Origin of the sequence: Pseudomonas fluorescens, assembly GCF_902497995.1 — a bacterium.
Lineage (GTDB): Bacteria > Pseudomonadota > Gammaproteobacteria > Pseudomonadales > Pseudomonadaceae > Aquipseudomonas > Aquipseudomonas fluorescens_BK.
Window position 1 is genome coordinate 52,424 of record NZ_CABVII010000030.1, and the last position, 18,144, is coordinate 70,567.

Consider the following 18,144-nt stretch of genomic DNA (forward strand, 5'->3'; position numbering starts at 1 on the left):
GGATAATTTTATGCGTCCACACTTGATCAAATTACTCAGCCTGTCGGCCCTGGCCGCCGGTATTCTCGCGGCCAGCGCCGGTGCGCGGGCCGATGAAACCAAAGCGCCCAGCTTCAGCGCCGAACCGTGCTGCAACCTCTGCCCGGAAGCCCACGACGCCAAGAACTACACCACGCGCTACCAGCAGAACTTCACCACGCTGGTACAGGCCCAGGGTGACTGGCTGTTCCGGACCCAGGAAGACTTGCGCACCGAATTCGACACCACGCCCGCCGGCTACAAACGCATGAAAGAGCTGCACGATGCGTTCAAGAGCAAAGGCGTCGAACTGGTCGTGGTTTACCAGCCGACCCGTGGCCTGGTGAACCGCAACAAGCTCAATCCGCAAGAGAAAGCCCAATTCGATTTCGACAAGGCGCTGAAGAACTACAAGACCATGCTCGGCCGTTTCGCGCAGATGGGCTACGTCGTGCCGGACCTGTCGCCACTGACCAATGAATCGCTGCCCGACACCCTGCCCGCCCACGACTTCTACTTCCGCGGCGACCAGCACTGGACACCGTATGGCGCCCAGCGCACGGCAAAAATCGTGGCCGAGAAGGTCAAGCAGATTCCGGGCTTCGCCGACATTCCCAAGCGTGAATTCGAGACCCATAAGTCGGGTCGCATGGGCAAGACCGGAACATTACACAACATGGCCGGTCAACTCTGTGGCACCAGCTACGCGATCCAGTACATGGATCAGTTCACCACCGAGCCTAAAGGCGAAGCCGGCGATGGCGATCTGTTCAGTGACGCCGGCAATCCGGAGATCACCCTGGTCGGCACCAGCCACAGTGGCAAGAACTATAACTTCGCCGGTTTCCTCCAGGAGGCCATCGGCGCCGACATCCTCAACGTGGCGTTCCCCGGCGGTGGGCTGGAAGGTTCGATGCTGCAGTACCTGGGCAGCGAAGAGTTCCAGACCAAGCCGCCGAAGATCCTGATCTGGGAGTTCTCGCCGCTTTATCGCCTCGACCAGGAAACCACCTACCGCCAGATGATGGCGCTGCTGGACAACGGTTGCGAAGGAAAGGATGCACAGATGACCGGCAGCACCACGTTGAAACCGGGCAAGAACGAATTGATGGTCAACAGCAAGAACCTGAACCTGCAGAACAGCAGCCATCAGGTGGATATCCGCTTCGCCGATCCGTCGGTGAAAACCCTGCAAGCCACCCTCTGGTACATGAACGGTCGCCACGAGGACATCAAGATCGAAAAACCGGAAACCTCCGACACCGACGGGCGTTTCGCCTTTGAGTTGCGCACGGACGAAGACTGGGGCTCGCAGAACCTGCTGGCCGTCGAAGTCCAGGGCCCTGAAGCAGGTGCCGCGCCGCAGAAAGTCGAAGCGAAAATCTGCAAACGCAACGTGTTCCCTGGCATTGGGCAGCGTACCGCTCAAGCCGGGCAATGAGGCAACCTCTTATGAGATGCATGCAAACCCGAACTTTGAAAAGATTGATCGCACCGTCCCTGTTGACCCTGGCCATGTTTGCCGGGGCGACTCAGGCCGCCGCGCCCCTGCGTCCACCCCAGGGTTATTTCGCGCCGATCGAAAAAGTCAAAACCGGTGACAAGAGCGAAGGCTGTGATGCCATGCCGACGCCCTACACCGGGTCGTTGCAATTTCGCAGCAAGTACGAAGGCTCCGACAAGGCCCGTTCGACCCTGAACGAGGTATCGGAAAAAGCTTTCCGCGACACCACTGCCGACATTACCAAGATCGAGCGCGCCACCAGCAAGCACGTGATGCAGTACATGCGTGACGGTCGCCCTGAACAGCTGGAATGCACCCTGAACTGGTTGACCGCCTGGGCCAAGGCCGATGCGTTGATGTCCAAGGATTTCAACCACACCGGCAAGTCCATGCGCAAATGGGCGCTGGGCAGCATGGCATCGTCCTATGTCCGCCTGAAGTTCTCCGACTCTCATCCGTTGGCGAACCATCAGCAGGAATCGCAACTGATCGAAGCCTGGTTCAGCAAGATGGCTGATCAAGTGGTCAGCGATTGGGACAACCTGCCGCTGGAAAAAACCAACAACCATTCGTACTGGTCCGCCTGGTCGGTGATGGCAACCTCCGTCGCCACCAACCGCCGCGACCTGTTCGACTGGTCGGTGAAGGAATTCAAGGTCGGCGCCAATCAGGTCGACGCCCAGGGCTTTTTGCCCAACGAGCTCAAGCGCCAGCAACGCGCCCTCGCCTATCACAACTATGCCCTGCCGCCGCTGGCGATGATCGCCAGTTTCGCCCAGGTCAATGGTGTGGACTTGCGTCAGGAAAACAACGGCGCGTTGAAACGCTTGGGTGACCGGGTGCTCGCCGGGGTTGAAGACCAGGATGAGTTCGAAGAGAAGAGCGGCAAGGAACAGGACATGACCGACCTCAAGGTCGACTCGAAATTCGCCTGGCTCGAACCGTTCTGCTCGCTCTACACCTGCTCGCCGGATGTGCTGGAAAAGAAACACGAGATGCAGCCGTTCAAGACCTTCCGCCTCGGGGGTGACCTGACCAAGGTCTACGACCCGGCGTACGAGAAAGGCAAAGGTTCCTAGGACAAACACAAAACCCCTGTAGGAGCGAGGCTTGCCCGCGAAGGCCGTTACGCGGTTGAACTGATGAACCGTGTCATCGTTCTTCGCGGGCAAGCCTCGCTCCTACAGGGGCAGTGCAAGATTTGAGTTGAGTGATATTCCCCCGGTTTTCGGTGGGGGGTTTGGGGGGGCCGTTGGCCTCTGACTGTTGGTTAAACACGGAGAGATCGGGATGGTATTTTCGTCCAATGTATTCCTGTTTTTGTTCTTGCCGATCTTTCTCGGCATGTATTACCTGAGCGGAATACGCTATCGCAACCTGCTGCTGCTGATTGCCAGCTATGTGTTCTATGCCTGGTGGCGTGTGGACTTTCTGGCGCTGTTCGCCGCCGTCACGCTGTGGAACTACTGGATCGGCCTCAAAGTCGGTGCCGCAGGCGTCAGGACCAAACCGGCGCAGCGCTGGTTGCTCCTGGGCGTGGGCGTCGACCTGTGCATTCTCGGCTACTTCAAGTACGCCAACTTCGGCGTCGACAGCATCAACGCGATGATGACGTCGGTCGGCCTGTCGCCGTTCATCCTGACCCACGTGCTGCTGCCGATCGGGATCTCGTTCTACATCTTCGAGTCCATCAGCTACATCATCGACGTCTACCGTGGTGACACCCCGGCGACCCGCAACCTGATCGACTTCGCTGCATTCGTGGCGATCTTCCCGCACCTGATCGCCGGCCCGGTACTGCGTTTTCGCGACCTGGCCGATCAGTTCAACAACCGCACCCACACCCTCGACAAGTTCTCCGAGGGCTGTACGCGGTTCATGCAGGGTTTCATCAAGAAAGTCTTCATCGCCGACACCCTGGCGGTGGTGGCCGACCATTGCTTCGCCCTGCAGAACCCGACCACGGGCGATGCCTGGCTGGGCGCACTGGCCTACACCGCGCAGCTGTATTTCGACTTCTCCGGTTACAGCGACATGGCCATCGGCCTGGGCTTGATGATGGGTTTCCGCTTCATGGAAAACTTCAAGCAGCCGTACATCAGCCAGTCGATCACCGAGTTCTGGCGGCGCTGGCACATCAGCCTCTCCACCTGGCTGCGTGACTACCTGTACATCACCCTCGGCGGTAACCGTAAAGGCACGCTGATGACCTATCGCAACCTGTTCCTGACCATGCTGCTCGGTGGTCTGTGGCACGGTGCGAACATCACCTACATCGTGTGGGGTGCCTGGCACGGCATGTGGCTGGCGATCGAAAAGGCCCTGGGCCTGAACACCTCGCCGCGCAGCATCAACCCGATCCGCTGGGCCCTGACCTTCCTGCTCGTGGTGATGGGCTGGGTGATCTTCCGCGCGGAAAACCTGCACGTCGCCGGCCGTATGTACGGTGCGATGTTCAGCTTCGGCGAATGGTCGCTGTCGGAACTCAACCAGGCCAGCCTGACCGGCCTGCAAGTGGCGACTCTGGTGGTGGCGTACGCAACCCTGGCGTTCTTCGGCATCCGTGATTTCTACAGCAACCTGCCACCGGAAAAGACCAAGCCTGCGGTGAACGTCGAGGCCAATGGCCCGGCTACTGCACAGCCAGGAATGATCAAGGCCGTACCGGGCGACGACCCGGCCAGCATCCACGAACCGGGCTACACCGTCGGCGTTGAAGCGACCGTGCAACCGGCCTACTGGACCGCAGACTGGTCGCGTTATGTGATGCGCGCCCTGGTGCTGCTGCTGTTCATTGCCTCGATCCTAAAACTCTCGGCGCAAAGCTTCTCGCCGTTCCTTTACTTCCAGTTCTGAGGGATCTGACCATGACCCGCTCATTACGCATCTTCTACATCGCCCTGTTCATGCTGACCCTGTTGGCCCTGGGCCTGTGGTCCACGCGCAGCTTCCTCGGCTTCAGCACCAACGCCGATGCGACGGTGCTCAACGGCCGCTGGTCCAAAGCCGTGGAAACGCACTACGACGAAGAGTTCCCGATCAAGCGCCTGGGCACCAACCTCTGGGCCGCGCTGGATTTCAAACTGTTCAACGAAGGTCGTCCGGGCGTCGTGCTCGGTCAGGACCAGTGGTTGTACAGCGATGAGGAATTCAACCCTATCGTCAACGAAGAGTTGAACCTGCAAGGCAACTACGCGCTGGTCGAAGGCGTGCGCCAGACCCTGAAAGAGAAAGGCGTGAAACTGGTGATGGCGATCGTGCCGGCCAAGACTCGCCTGTACCCGGAACACCTGGGTGACGTGAAGCCTTCGAGCATCCACGCCAACCTCTATCAGGACTTCCACGCCCGTGTCGCGGCCAACAAGGTGATTGCTCCCGACCTGCTCGGCCCGCTGCTCAAGGGCAAGCTGGACGGTCAGCAAGTGTTCCTGCGCACCGACACCCACTGGACCCCGGAAGGCGCGCAAATCGCTGCCCAGACCCTGGCCAAGACCATTGCCGACAAGACGCCACTGAGCGGTGAGCCGCAAAACTTCGTGACTGAACCTGCGGAAAAGGTCACGCACAAGGGCGACTTGCGTCTGTTCCTGCCGCTGGATCCGCTGTTCGAAAACCTGATGCCGGCCACCGAGCCGTTGCAGAAGCGCAACACCGTGGTGGCTGATGATCAGGCTGGCGGTGATGACGCGCTGTTCGCCAACACCGAAGTACCGGTGGCCCTGATCGGCACCAGCTACAGCGCCAACCCTAACTGGAACTTCGTCGGTGCGCTCAAAGAAGCACTGCACAGCGACGTGGTCAATTACGCCGAAGACGGCCACGGCCCGATTCTGCCGATGCTCAGCTATCTCCAAAGCGATGCTTTCAAGAACAGCCCGCCACAGGTGCTGATCTGGGAGTTTCCTGAACGTTATCTGCCTGTGAACAACGAAATCGGTGACGCCGACCCGCAGTGGGTCGCAGAGCTCAAAGAAGCCGGCGTTCGCCAACAAAACGTAGCCGCAAACACTAAATCCGAGACGCCCGACCGGGCGCAAAACTGAAAGAGAGGTACACCATGACTTTCACTACTACTCCTCGCCGTCTCGCCAAGACTTTCGCTCTCGTCGCTGGCATGAGCGTGTTGTCGATGTCCGCCTTCGCTGGCGACGCCGCACTCTACGGCCCGACCGCTCCAAAAGGCTCGAGCTTCGTGCGTGTCTACAACGCCGGCAACGCTGAAGTCAGCGCTACCGTTGGCTCGACCAACCTGAGCGAAGTCGCGCCGCTGTCCAGCACCGACTTCAGCTTCATGCCCGGTGGCGACTACAGCGCCAAGGTCGGCAGCCAATCCCTGCCGGTGAAACTGGCCGGTGACCACTATTACACCCTGGTCAACAACGCCAGCGGCGCGCCGCAACTGATCGAAGAGCCGCCGTTCAAGAACAAGCAGAAGTCCCTGGTTCGCGTACAGAACCTGAGCGACAAGGCCCTGACCCTGAAAACCGCCGACGGCAAGACCGAAGTGGTGCCGAACGTGGCCGCCAAGGGCCGTGGCGAGCGTGAAATCAACCCGGTCAAAGTCAGCCTGGCGCTATACGATGGCGCCAAGAAAGTCGGCGACGTGAAGCCGGTTGCCCTGGAACGCGGTGAAGCCGCCGTGCTGTACGTCACCGGCAATGGCAGCAGCCTGTCGCCAGTCTGGGTAAAACGCCCGGTTTCGACGCGCTAACAAATTTGCCCGATTGACCCATCCCCCTGTGGGAGCGGGCTTGCTCGCGAATACGGTTTCATATCCAACGAAGATGTTGGCTGACCCACCGCTTTCGCGAGCAAGCCCGCTCCCACCCTGGACCGGGGTGTCAATCCGGACACGAAACAAGAAATAGAGTGAAACGACAGAACGCAGTAGCTCTGACCCATACGATTTTCAAGGAGTAACAACATGATTCCGGTGATCTTGTCAGGTGGTAGCGGCTCACGTCTTTGGCCGCTTTCGCGCAAGCAGTTCCCCAAGCAATTCCTCGCCCTGACCGGCGAACACACGCTGTTCCAGCAAACCCTGGAACGCCTGGTGTTCGAAGGCATGGACACCCCGATCGTGGTCTGCAACAAGGAACATCGCTTTATCGTCAACGAGCAGCTGGCGGCCCGTAACCTGGACACCCAGCGCATCCTGATGGAGCCTTTCGGCCGCAACACTGCGCCGGCGGTGGCCCTGACCGCGATGATGCTGGTCAATGAAGGTCGCGATGAATTGATGCTGGTCCTGCCGGCCGACCACGTGCTCGAAGACCAGAAAGCCCTGCAACGCGCCCTGGCCCTGGCCACCGTCGCCGCCGAAAACGGCGAAATGGTGCTGTTCGGCGTACCGGCCACCAAACCGGAAACCGGCTACGGCTACATCAAGTCGACCAACGACTCGCTGCTGCCCGAAGGCGTCAGCCGTGTTTCGCACTTCGTCGAAAAACCGGACGTGAAACGCGCCACCGAGTTCGTCCAGTCCGGCGGCTACTTCTGGAACAGCGGCATGTTCCTGTTCCGCGCCAGCCGCTTCCTCGAAGAGCTGAAAAAACACGATCCGGACATCTACGACACCTGCCTGCTGACCCTGGAACGCAGCGAACAGGATGCCGACACCGTCGACATCGATTCCGCGACCTTCGCCTGCTGCCCGGACAATTCCATCGACTATTCGGTCATGGAAAAAACCCAGCGCGCCTGCGTCGTGCCGCTGACCGCGGGCTGGAGCGATGTCGGCTGCTGGTCGTCGCTGTGGGAAGTGAACAAGAAAGACGCCAATGGCAACGTCACCAAAGGCGACGTGGTCATCCAGGACAGCAAGAACTGCATGATCCATGGCAATGGCAAGCTGGTGTCGGTGATCGGCCTGGAAAACATCGTGGTCGTCGAAACCAAGGACGCCATGATGATCGCCCACAAGGACTCGGTCCAGGGCGTGAAACAGATGGTCAACACCCTCAACGAGCAAGGCCGCAGCGAAACCCAGACCCACTGCGAAGTCTATCGTCCCTGGGGTTCCTACGACTCGGTGGACATGGGCGGCCGCTTCCAGGTCAAGCGCATCTCGGTCAAGCCGGGCGCGTGCCTGTCGCTGCAAATGCACCACCACCGCGCCGAACACTGGATCGTGGTCAGCGGCACCGCCGAAGTGACCTGCGACGAGAACGTGTTCCTGCTGACTGAGAACCAGTCGACCTACATTCCGATCGCCTCGGTCCACCGCTTGCGCAATCCGGGCAAGATTTCACTTGAGATCATCGAAGTGCAATCGGGTAGTTACCTGGGTGAGGATGATATCGAGCGGTTTGAAGATATTTATGGTCGTTCCAACCCGATTGAGCGTGGCGTGTCGGTGAAGACCATCGCGCAGTGATTGATCAGTAACACAAGAAGCCCCCGTCCAGCCCGCTGTGGTCCCTATCTGCAGTGGGTTGAGTCGGGGCTTTTTTTGATAGGAGAGATAGCCTTATGATGTCCGATGTCGCGCCATTAATATCATAGCCAGCGAATCAGCATTCTGGAGCACCACCGATTGACGTGCTGCCGCTTCTTCCTGATAGATGTCTGCTCGCTCCTCACTAGAGGCCGACGCGGGCGCACCGACGTTAATTAATAGTCTATCGATCAGGCGAATATATTGTTGACGTGGGCCTGACCCCATTTCGCATTCAACTGGAGCCTGTATGGGGCCTGAAATATTAGCGACCCTCAGCGATGAATACTCTACGCCAAAGGAGTAGTCCGTGATCTCTCCTGCGGGCGCATTTGCCAAAGGAGCCTGTCTCCCCACATACCAAAAGTCATTTATATAATGATCACTCGAAAAACTTCTCATCGCATGAAACCCCTCATGCGCTATTGTTTTTGCCAGCCCAATGCGATGCCGATCTTCAACTAATGAACGGCTCAGCCATATCATATTTCCTTGGGTTGCCGTAGCAATGGTATTTCCAAAAAACTGAACCCCATTAGTTTCGACCAACGATAACCTCCAAGCATCATCCCCCTTCAGCTTGACGATGTATGAGTTTAGCTGCCTCATCGTTCCTAACAATTGCCGTTTCAAATCATCGGGATCATTTTCTGGCAGTCTGTAATCCGTACCGAAGGAAAATTGCATAATATGGTGTGTGAACGGATCCATCTCGCTTGATTCTAATGCTGTAATCGTCTCACTCGACCAGGTCTCAACAAGCGCCATGGCATCCTGAACCAACTTTCTGGTTTCCGTCGGAAAACTGTCAAGCCCGTGATACATCATCCGTGCCCCCGTGTCTTGCTCCATTCTTGATTCATCTTCATTCATGACATCGTAACCAACGCCACCTTGCCGATCTCTACGGTTAACGGGTGAGTTGGACTCTCGATTGCGTCAGTAGCAGTAAGGGCGATTTTGCAGTGCAGTTGAAGGTACAGGAAACGGACTTGACGACTTCGAGGTTGGAGATGTCGCTGGGGCATAACAAGGTGAAAGTAACTGAGACCGAAGGACCTAAACAATTGCCGGGCCAGCCCGACAAGTGGGCATTTGGCATTCGTGCAATGTCCACATTTACAGGACAGCCAGCGGAGGGTGTATCGATGACAATACTTTCCCAGGGTGTTCCATCCGGTAAAGGTGTTACTGATCAACATGGCTGGAATCGCATCATTTATTTCGGACATGAAGGCAAGAGTTTGCGCATTTTCAACCTGTATGACGGAAGCACTGCCTGACTACCGCCACCGCTTTGCAACTGACAGCGCCCTTTTCGTAAGGTAAAGGGCGTTTCTTTCGGTTCTTCACGGATTGCCAGGACAGCGAGTTCTTGCTCATGAAGATCAAGAGCATCTTTCCGGGATTTCGTGAAAAACCTTTTTTATCGTGCGTTCGACCCAAAATTCGCTGTAAAAACGAGTGCCCAGTGACAGGTCGTAAAACGACAACTTGCAACGATCCAGCATTGGTCATCCACCTCTACGCTTAGGTAGGATGGCGCTCTGTCTTTTCGAGGATTGTTCCATGTTCATTGGCGTCCTGCTGGTCATTACCTGGCTGATCCTGTTGCTGCGCTACCCGGCCAAGGCCTTGCCCGTCTCTGTGGCGGCCGCCATCGGATTGGGCGTGGTAGCCACCTGGGTGATCTGGGCGGACAACCGCGAGGTCAAGCAACTGGCGCGCCTGGAGCTGCGCATCACCTACGCGCCTGAACACTGTCCGGCGGATCGTCCGCTGAAGCTGACCATGAACAATGGCAACGACGTGCCCCTGACCGAGTTGCGCTGGCGTGTTGCGGCTTACGCGCCGGGCGATACGGTGAATCTGGCCGACAATCAGTACGCCGCCCCCCGTTATCGTGGACCCGGGGAACTGCAGGCCGGTGCCAGCTGGGACGATTGCTTGCCGATGCCGCCGTTGCGTCCCGGTTATCGCCCGCAAACCCTGGAGTTTCGCGCCGAGCGATTGCAGGGTAGTTTCTCTGACTGACCGCGTTATCGTTCATCGCGGGCAAGGCGGATCGCCCGCTCCTGCACATCACACCTTTTTATTGCACAAGGACCGCGCCATGCCCGTTGCGTTGATTACCGGTTGTTCCAGCGGCATTGGCCGCGCCCTGGCGGATGCCTTCAAAGGTGCCGGTTATGAAGTCTGGGCCAGCGCCCGCAGGGCTGAAGACGTAGCGACTCTGGCGGCGGCCGGGTTCACCGCCGTGCAACTGGACGTCAACGATGGCGCGGCACTCGAACAGTTGAGCGAGCGGATCGACCAGCAACAGGGCGGTCTCGATGTGCTCATCAATAACGCCGGTTATGGCGCGATGGGCCCACTGCTCGACGGTGGTGTGCCAGCCATGCAGCGCCAATTCGAAACCAATGTGTTCGCCATCGTTGGCGTGACCCGGGCACTGTTCCCGGCGTTGCGCCGGGCCAAGGGGCTGGTGGTGAACATCGGCAGTGTGTCCGGGGTGTTGGTCACGCCGTTCGCCGGCGCCTACTGCGCCTCGAAAGCGGCGGTGCATGCCTTGAGCGATGCGTTACGCATGGAACTGGCACCCTTCGGCATTCGCGTCATGGAAGTTCAGCCGGGGGCCATTGCGTCCAGTTTCGCCAGGAATGCCGGGCATGAGGCGGAGCAGTTGATCAGCGAACAATCGCCGTGGTGGCCGCTGCGTGAAGGCATTCGGGCGCGAGCCAAGGCGTCCCAGGACAACCCGACCCCGGTCAGTGAATTTGCCGCCGGTTTGCTCAAGGCTGTGCAACAGGACAAACCGCCAAGGCTGGTGCGCCTGGGTAATGGCAGCCGGGCGTTGCCGTTGCTGGCGGGGTTGTTGCCCAAGGGGATGCTGGAGTCGGGGTTGATGAAGCGGTTCGGGTTGCGTGGGCAGCTCTAGAACCGAGTCGCCCCCTTCGCGAGCAAGCCCGCTCCCACAGTTGATCTCTGGTGCTCACAAATGTATGTACACAGGAGATCCACGGTGGGAGCGGGCTTGCTCGCGAATGCAGGCGACTCGGTCCAACCGCTATTTCACACCTGCTTGTTTCACCACCACCGTACAAGTAATCCCCGCCGCCAACAGTACCCCCTCCGGCACCTCATCAATGTGAATCCGCACCGGCACTCGCTGTGCCAGGCGCACCCAGTTGAAGGTCGGGTTCACATCCGCGATCAGCTCACGGCTCTCCGGGTTGTCACGGTCATAGATACCGCGAGAAATACTCTCCACATGCCCCTTGAGTACTTCGCCGCTCATCAACTGCATCTCGGCCTGATCACCGACCCGCACGTGGGGCAGCTTGGTTTCTTCGAAGAAGCCATAGACCCAGAACGAGTTCATATCCACCACGGCCATTTTCGCTTCGCCGATGCGCGCATAGTCGCCGCGATGCACGTTGAGGTTGGTCACGTAGCCGTCCACCGCTGCGCGCACTTCGGTGCGCTTGAGGTTTAATTGGGCGGCTTCGAGCTGGGCCTGGGCATGCTGGTAATCGGCCAGGGCCGAGTCGGCGATGTTGCTGGCGTCGTCGCGGTTTTCCCGGGAGATCACCAGGTTGTCCATGTCGGCGCGGCGATGGGCGTTGACCTTGCGCATCTCCCAGGTCGACTTGCGCGAGGCCACCAGGGACTGCGCCTGTTTGACTGCAATGCGGTAGTGCTCGGGGTCGATGCGCATCAGCAGATCACCCTTCTTCACCAGCTGGTTATCGCGCACCGGCACGTCCACCACTTCCCCGGTGACGTCGGCGGCGACATTGATGATATCGGCGCGCACCCGGCCGTCGCGGGTCCATGGCGTATTCATGTAGTGCTCCCACAGGGTGCGGCCGATCCAGATCGCGAGGACCAGCACCAGCAAGGTGGCGAGCAGACTGAAAAGCTTTTTCATCAGGGCCTTCTTCAGTGATAGAGAGTCAGTGATAGAGAGTCAGTGATAGAGAGTCAACGGTAGACAGTCAGCGCCAGGGCGCCGAACAGACAGGTAAACAGACTCAGGCGCAGCAACGCCGGGTGCCAGAAGAAGCGGTACAGATCGAAACCGGACAGGCATCGGTCAAGTGCCCAGGCCAGCGCCGCGGCGATGAAGAACAGCAGCGTCATGGTTGGCATGTAGACGCCGTGGAAGGCGATTTCACGAGGCATGGTCAAGTCCTTGAGACGGGGTGTTCACGTACGCGGCGAGCGGTGATTGAGGATCGAGCAAAGAGGTGCGGATGAAGTGCAGGTAGCTCTTCACCCGGCGCAATGCCGAGGTGTCGAAGTGCGGGGCGAAGGGTTCCTCGGTGGCTTGTATACGGCTGATGGCATGGTCCACCGCGATCAGTCCACGCTGCAGATTGCTCTGGCTCGGTTGCAGAAACAGTCGCACCAACGAGCGGCCCATCACCCGAATCGCCTGGCGCCATGGCTGGGATTCGGCATAGGCCGGATGCACCGGCAGCATCGCCTGTTCCTTGCGCAGCTCGATGATCGCGTGACCGACTTCCAGCACCACGAACATCCAGCGCAGCAGGTCCCGTTGCACCTGCGGCTGGCCCGCGGCGAAACCGTAGGCCTGGTGCAACAAATCCCGGGTACGGCTTTCGAAACTCGACGCGAGCCCTTTGAGCTTGCCGCTGATGGCGTAGATCACCTGACCACGCAAATCCTGCTCCAGCCGCCGCCATAACCAGCGGCTGTTGGGCGGCAGGATGATCGCCCCGGCCGCGGCGCACACCAGCATGCCAAGCACCATGGCGATGTAGTCGTTGATGAAGGCATAGGGGTTGTAGACGGTGAGGTTGTCCGGTACCGAACCGGTGCTGAAGAAGATCAACAAACCCAGACCAACACCCGCATATTGCGGGCGTGAGCTGAGGAACGAGCCGAGCACGATTACTGGCGCGAGCATCACGCAGAGCAATGGAAAACCATCGATCCAGGGGAAGATGAAAAACATCTCGACGAAGCCGATCAGCGCCCCAAGGAAGGTGCCGCAGGCCATCTGAAACGCCATGCGTTTGGGGTTCGGTGTCGCGGCGGACAGTCCGACAGTAGCCGCCGCGATCAGGGTCATGGTCGCCCCGCTCGGCCACGCCGTCGCCACCCAATAACTGCCCAGAACCACCAGAATGAACGCCGCGCGAATCCCCGACGCCGCCGAGGCCATCCAGTTGGTTTGCGGGGTAAACGGTTCGTCCCATTGTTCCCGTTCATGAGTGTGATCGGCCAGGGAGGCGTGGGTCTGTGCATAACCGTGCAGGTCGTCGACGAAGCGATAGAGCAATTCGTAGGCGGTATGAAAATCAAGCAGCTCGGCGTCGCTGGGGTCGCTCTCCTGGAACGTCGCCCGCAGGCTGCGGACACGCGCTGGCAACGCCTCTTTATAGGCACTCAGAGCAATCGCCAGACGTGCAGCATCAGGGCTGGTCAACGCGCGACCACTGAACCCGTCGAGCACTTCGGCGAGGTCCTGCAAACCCGGTTTGATGGCGGCCACGACATGATCAGCCGTCCCGCTGCGCAAACGCTCGAGCAGCTGATGCAAGGCGTTGAAGCGCGTGGTGATGCCCATGAACTCGCTATTGAGCCGACTCAGCCGACCGTTGCGCCGACGCATGTGCGGGTCTTCGAACACGGTGACGCTGCGCAGCCCTTCCAGGCCCACCGCCTCGGCGATGAAGCGCACGTTGCTCGCCTCGAACGCGTCGCGTTGGCTGCGGCCGCGCAAGCCATCGGTGACGAACAACGCGAACACGCCGAAGCGCTGATACAAGGCGTTGCGCATCGCGGCGCTGGCGGTTTGCGGCAGGATCGCGGCGCTCACCACGGTGGCGCAAAGAATCCCCAAAGAGATTTCCAGCACCCGCCATACAGCGGCCATGAACGCACCTTCCGGATGAGCCAAGGCGGGCAGGCCCACCATCGCGGCGGTATACCCGGCGAGCACAAAACCATAGGCGCGAAAGTTGCGATAACGGGCCGCGCCGGCCGAGCAAATGCCCACCCAGATCGCCAGCGAACCGAGGAACAATTCGGTGTTTTGCGCGAACAAGGCAATCAGCGCGACCATCACCGCCGACCCGGCCAGGGTGCCGAGGAAGCGATAAAAACTCTTGGCGAACACCTGGCCGCTTTGCGGTTGCATGACGATGAACACGGTGATCATCGCCGTGCGCGGTTGCGGCAATTCCAGGCGCATGGCCAGCCACAGGGTCAGGAACGCGGCGAACAGCACCTTGAAAATGTAGACCCAGGTCACGCCGTCGCTGCGTGCCCAGTCGAAGAAACCCCGGCGCCATTCCAGGGAATACAGCCAGCGCAAGGGTGCGGGCAAGGGAGTCATGGAATCCTGCTTATTGAAATCGAGGCTGGGCGCGGTACCTGTGGGAGCGGGCTTGCCCGCGATGGCGGTGGGTCAGGCAACGACAATGACGGCTGACACACCGCTATCGCGGGCAAGCCCGCTCCCACAGGATCTATGTTCAATTCGAGAGGCTCTTAAGCAGGGCCGGGGTTTTCGGTACGGTGGTCTGGCTGTCTGTTGGCGTGTCGTTGCCCGCCCCGAGCCCGCCGCCGAGCGCCGTCACCAGTTCGGCGTGGGCACTGAGCCGCGCGGCCTGCACCTGCTGCTGCACTTGCTGTTGCTTGAACAACAAGGTCTGGGCGTTGAGCACGTTGAGGTAATCGGTGAGCCCGCGCTGATAGGCAATCATCGCGATGTCATAGGTCTTCTGCGCGGTGGCGACGGACTCGGCGGCGAAGCTTTGCTGCTTGTCCATGGACTCACGCCGGATCAGCTGGTCCGAGATATTTTTCAGCGCGTTGATCAAGGTCTGGTTGTATCGGGCGACGGCGATGTCATAACCGGCCGACGCTTCACCCAACCCGGCACGCAACCGACCGCCATCGAAGATCGGCAACGAGATCGCCGGGCCGACGTTGTAGTTGAGTTTCTTGCCGGTCAAAAACTCCAGCGCCCCGCCGCCAGTGGCCATGTAACCGAGGCTGCCGACCAGATCGACGTTGGGGTAGAAACCGGCATGGGCGACGTCGATGCCCCGCGCCTGGGCCGCCACTTGCCAGCGACTGGCGACCACGTCCGGGCGTTGGCCGAGCAATTGCGCCGGCAACGACGACGGCAATTTCAGCGCCGCACCCAGCGACAATGTCGGCCGTTGCAATTGCGCGCCCTCGCCCGGCCCTTTGCCGGCCAATGCGGCCAGTTGATTGCGGCTCAGGGCGATTTCCTCGTCCAACGCATCCATCTGGCGATGGGTTTCCGGCAACGACGTTTCGGCCTGGCTGACTTCGAAATGCGTGCCGATGCCGCCGTCCAGGCGTTTTTGCGCGAGGTCGAGTATTTGCTGCTGCTGTTTCAGCGTCGCCGCGACGATGTCCCGTTGCGCGTAATGCAACGAGAGTTCGATGTAGGCGCGCACGATGTTGTTCTGCAGTTCGAGCTGGGCCAGGCGCGCTTCGGCGGCACTCATGTGGGCCATGTCCACGGCGTGTTCGGTGGCGTTGCTTTCACGGTCCCAGAGGTCGAGGGCGTAGCTCAAGCCCAGCGCGGCGTTGTTGTCCCAGGTGGTGGTGTTGGCCAGATCGCCGGGGCCGTAGAACTGATCGGTGGGCCAGTTGTGGCGCTTGAGGGTGGATTCTCCGTTCACCTGCAGCGACTCGGCGGATTGGGCGATGCCCGCCAGGGATTTGGCCTGACGCACCCGTGCAGCGGCCATGGCCATGGTCGGGCTTCCTTGCACGGCGAAGTCGATCCAGCGGTTCAATTGCGGATCGCCATACGCCTGCCACCATTGCGCGGTGGGCCAGTGAGCGTCCTGCGCAGCGCTCTGGATGGCTTCGTCGGTGGCCAATGAATTGGCCTGCAGCGCCTTGTCCTGTGGAGCAATACCTGCGGTGCCGATGCAGCCGCTGATTGCCAGGGTTAAAGCCAAAACACTGAGCGTCTTTAGCGCTCTGTTGATGCGACGCGGCACTGCTGCGATTTCCTGAAAGAATGGGGTGTCCCTGTAGGAGCCAGGCTTGCCGGCGAAGAACGATGACGCGGTGCATCAGATGCACCGCGTCATCGTTCTTCGCCGGCAAGCCTGGCTCCTACAGGGGTGGGCGCAATTCTAGGGGCGGGCTTTGATGGCGATAAGCCGGGATTCCTGTGAATCTTTGTTACCGTTAACGCGATAATCCCTTGGTCGGGGTCTCAGCCCCTGAAACTTCGTGTCACAATTTGCCATCGAACCCGAGAGCACCCCATGGACACTTTGCAAAACATGCGCGCCTTCAGCTACGTGGCCGAGGCCGGCAGCTTCACCGCCGCCGCCGTGCAACTCGACACCACCACGGCCAACGTCTCGCGCGCGGTCTCCAACCTGGAAGCCCACCTGCAAACCCGCCTGCTCAACCGCACCACCCGCCGCATCGCCCTGACCGAGGCCGGCAAACGCTACCTGTTGCGCTGCGAGCAGATCCTGGCCTATGTCGAAGAAGCCGAAGCCGAGGCCAGCGACGCCCATGCGCGTCCGGCCGGGCAACTCAAGGTGCACACCATGACCGGCATCGGTCAGCACTTCGTGATCGACGCCATCGCCCGCTACCGCAAGACCCACCCCGACGTCACCTTCGACCTGACCCTGGCCAACCGCGTACCGGACCTGCTGGACGAGGGCTACGACGTGTCCATCGTCCTCGCCAGCGAACTGCCGGATTCGGGTTTCGTCTCCCAACGCCTGGGCATCACCTACAGCATCGTTTGCGCTTCGCCGGCCTATGTAAAAGCCAACGGCTGCGCCCATAAACCCAGCGACCTGCTCAATCACGCCTGCCTGCGCCTGGTAAGCCCGGTGATTCCCCTGGAAAAATGGACATTCGACGGCCCGGAAGGCCAGGAACTGGTCACCATCAATAGCTCACCCTTTCTGGTGAACTCCGCCGACGCGATGACAACCGCGATCATCAGCGGCATGGGGGTTGGCGTGTTGCCGTTGTATGCGGCGATTGAAGGGCTGCGCAATGGCACACTGGTGCGGGTGATGCCGAACTACCGCTCCCAGGAATTGAACCTGTATGCGATCTACCCGTCGCGGCAGTATCTGGATGCGAAGATCAAAACGTGGGTCGAGTATTTGCGCGGGTCGTTGCCGGAGATATTGGCGGCGCACCAGGCGGAATTGGCGGCGTATGAATTGAGCGGGAGTCTGGGCGGGGTTCGGTTGGCGAATTGATCCCTATGTGGGAGCGGGCTTGCTCGCGAAGGCGGTGCGTCAGTCAACATCTGAGCTGAATGACACACCGCCTTCGCGAGCAAGCCCGCTCCCACAAAAGGCGTGGTGTCCTAGGACGTTTCCGACGCGGTCTGTCGGTTGTCATGTGGGAAGCGAGGTTGATAGGCTTTTGCGGTCGCTGAAGAATCAGCGACCGGGCCTGGAAACCCGAGGTTCAAGAGATAGATGCCAGACTTCATGACATACTACGGCGCTTTTTTGCCCGTTAGAAATTGTTATGGCGGCTGTGCGTGGGAGACCTTCGGGTCTGCCGGGTTTTACTCTTGCCTCGGTTTTCCAGCCCGCGCATAGCTGCCACCCTTTCGCCTGGAAACGAAAAATGGCGGCTCCATCAAGCAAGAGGAATACGTCATGAAAAAGCCGTCGCCTAATCCGCCAGATGCGGAAATCACTTCCCCCCAAAAACCACTCGCCCTAAAACCCTCCATTCCGCCCCACACACCCAGCCATTTATTCGTAGTTGCCCCCAACATCAAGACCGAAACCCTATTGGTCCACGCCAGCGAATCCCTCGCCTCGGCCAGTGTTATGGCCAGTGACTTCGCCGGATTTCTCGAAGGACCTCATCGCAACACGATGCTGGGCATCCAGCAGGTCATCATGCTCGGTGAACTGGCCGTGAATCGGGCTCTGGATAACGTCGATCCGCAGGATTAAAAAGCCGCGCCAGTCCCTGTAATTGGATGGACTCGCCCACGCCGAGGCGTCAATGCGCCACGGTGGCAGTCTAAACAGCCATCGACAGCGAGGGCGAGTCCATGAAAAAGCATACTTCGATTGATCAATCATTGTCTTCTGCCGATTTGTCGGCCTGCACTACCGTGGCGGTCGACCTGGCCAAGCATGTTTTCCAGCTGGCCGGCGAA

At 59.7% G+C, this 18,144-nt stretch carries 16 protein-coding genes; 11 read left to right on the forward strand and 5 right to left on the reverse strand.

Features of this window, described 5'->3' with window-relative positions:
• Nucleotides 1–10: 10 nt before the first annotated feature.
• The 6 genes from F8N80_RS26975 to F8N80_RS27010 all read left to right on the forward strand — a co-directional run bounded on the left by F8N80_RS26975 (nt 11) and on the right by F8N80_RS27010 (nt 7,898).
• Complete coding sequence (locus F8N80_RS26975; protein WP_150785075.1) at nt 11–1,459, forward strand: alginate O-acetyltransferase; 1,449 nt, start codon at nt 11–13, stop codon at nt 1,457–1,459.
• A gap of 11 nt (nt 1,460–1,470) precedes the next feature.
• Complete coding sequence (locus tag F8N80_RS26980) at nt 1,471–2,601, forward strand: mannuronate-specific alginate lyase (protein ID WP_150785076.1); 1,131 nt, start codon at nt 1,471–1,473, stop codon at nt 2,599–2,601.
• Between the two features lie 211 nt (nt 2,602–2,812).
• Nucleotides 2,813–4,378 carry an MBOAT family O-acyltransferase gene (locus F8N80_RS26990; RefSeq protein WP_150747503.1) on the forward strand — a complete coding sequence of 522 codons (1,566 nt, stop codon included), beginning with the start codon at nt 2,813–2,815 and terminating at the stop codon, nt 4,376–4,378.
• 11 nt (nt 4,379–4,389) lie between these two features.
• Nucleotides 4,390–5,565: an alginate O-acetyltransferase gene (locus F8N80_RS26995; RefSeq protein WP_150785077.1), complete on the forward strand. Its 1,176-nt coding sequence runs from the start codon at nt 4,390–4,392 to the stop codon at nt 5,563–5,565.
• Nucleotides 5,566–5,579: 14 nt separating this feature from the next.
• Complete coding sequence (locus F8N80_RS27000; RefSeq protein WP_150785078.1) at nt 5,580–6,233, forward strand: alginate O-acetyltransferase AlgF; 654 nt, start codon at nt 5,580–5,582, stop codon at nt 6,231–6,233.
• Nucleotides 6,234–6,446: 213 nt separating this feature from the next.
• Nucleotides 6,447–7,898: a mannose-1-phosphate guanylyltransferase/mannose-6-phosphate isomerase gene (locus F8N80_RS27010; RefSeq protein ID WP_150785080.1), complete on the forward strand. Its 1,452-nt coding sequence runs from the start codon at nt 6,447–6,449 to the stop codon at nt 7,896–7,898.
• A 93-nt stretch (nt 7,899–7,991) separates the two neighbouring features.
• On the opposite strand, the gene F8N80_RS27015 is transcribed toward F8N80_RS27010, so the two are convergent.
• A complete protein-coding gene (locus F8N80_RS27015; RefSeq protein ID WP_150785081.1) occupies nt 7,992–8,831 on the reverse strand; it encodes a hypothetical protein in 840 nt (279 codons plus the stop codon).
• A 119-nt stretch (nt 8,832–8,950) separates the two neighbouring features.
• Here F8N80_RS27015 and F8N80_RS27020 point away from each other — a divergent pair, with 119 nt between their 5' ends.
• From F8N80_RS27020 to F8N80_RS27030, 3 genes are all read left to right on the forward strand, one after another.
• The gene (locus tag F8N80_RS27020) at nt 8,951–9,241 is read left to right on the forward strand and encodes a hypothetical protein (protein WP_150785082.1); all 291 of its coding nucleotides are present in this window, start codon (nt 8,951–8,953) and stop codon (nt 9,239–9,241) included.
• A gap of 286 nt (nt 9,242–9,527) precedes the next feature.
• Entirely contained in the window at nt 9,528–9,992 is a 465-nt protein-coding gene (locus F8N80_RS27025; RefSeq protein ID WP_150785083.1) for a multidrug transporter, read from the forward strand.
• A 79-nt stretch (nt 9,993–10,071) separates the two neighbouring features.
• Entirely contained in the window at nt 10,072–10,896 is an 825-nt protein-coding gene (locus F8N80_RS27030) for an SDR family oxidoreductase (RefSeq protein ID WP_150785084.1), read from the forward strand.
• Nucleotides 10,897–11,025: 129 nt separating this feature from the next.
• On the opposite strand, the gene F8N80_RS27035 is transcribed toward F8N80_RS27030, so the two are convergent.
• The 4 genes from F8N80_RS27035 to F8N80_RS27055 all read right to left on the reverse strand — a co-directional run bounded on the left by F8N80_RS27035 (nt 11,026) and on the right by F8N80_RS27055 (nt 15,976).
• Nucleotides 11,026–11,889 carry an efflux RND transporter periplasmic adaptor subunit gene (locus F8N80_RS27035; protein WP_150749040.1) on the reverse strand — a complete coding sequence of 288 codons (864 nt, stop codon included), beginning with the start codon at nt 11,887–11,889 and terminating at the stop codon, nt 11,026–11,028.
• Between the two features lie 53 nt (nt 11,890–11,942).
• Nucleotides 11,943–12,143 carry a DUF1656 domain-containing protein gene (locus F8N80_RS27040; protein ID WP_150785085.1) on the reverse strand — a complete coding sequence of 67 codons (201 nt, stop codon included), beginning with the start codon at nt 12,141–12,143 and terminating at the stop codon, nt 11,943–11,945.
• Nucleotides 12,133–14,325, reverse strand: coding sequence for an FUSC family protein (locus F8N80_RS27045; RefSeq protein WP_150785086.1), 2,193 nt, complete (start codon nt 14,323–14,325; stop codon nt 12,133–12,135). Before F8N80_RS27045 ends, F8N80_RS27040 begins: the two co-directional genes overlap by 11 nt.
• 139 nt (nt 14,326–14,464) lie before the next feature.
• A complete protein-coding gene (locus tag F8N80_RS27055) occupies nt 14,465–15,976 on the reverse strand; it encodes an efflux transporter outer membrane subunit (protein ID WP_150785087.1) in 1,512 nt (503 codons plus the stop codon).
• A 273-nt stretch (nt 15,977–16,249) separates the two neighbouring features.
• On the opposite strand from F8N80_RS27055, the gene F8N80_RS27060 reads away from it, so the two are divergent.
• Together F8N80_RS27060 and F8N80_RS27070 are read left to right on the forward strand one after the other, a co-directional pair.
• Nucleotides 16,250–17,218 carry a LysR family transcriptional regulator gene (locus F8N80_RS27060; RefSeq protein WP_150749043.1) on the forward strand — a complete coding sequence of 323 codons (969 nt, stop codon included), beginning with the start codon at nt 16,250–16,252 and terminating at the stop codon, nt 17,216–17,218.
• A gap of 411 nt (nt 17,219–17,629) precedes the next feature.
• A complete protein-coding gene (locus tag F8N80_RS27070) occupies nt 17,630–17,935 on the forward strand; it encodes a DUF6124 family protein (RefSeq protein ID WP_150749044.1) in 306 nt (101 codons plus the stop codon).
• Nucleotides 17,936–18,144 lie beyond the last annotated feature (209 nt).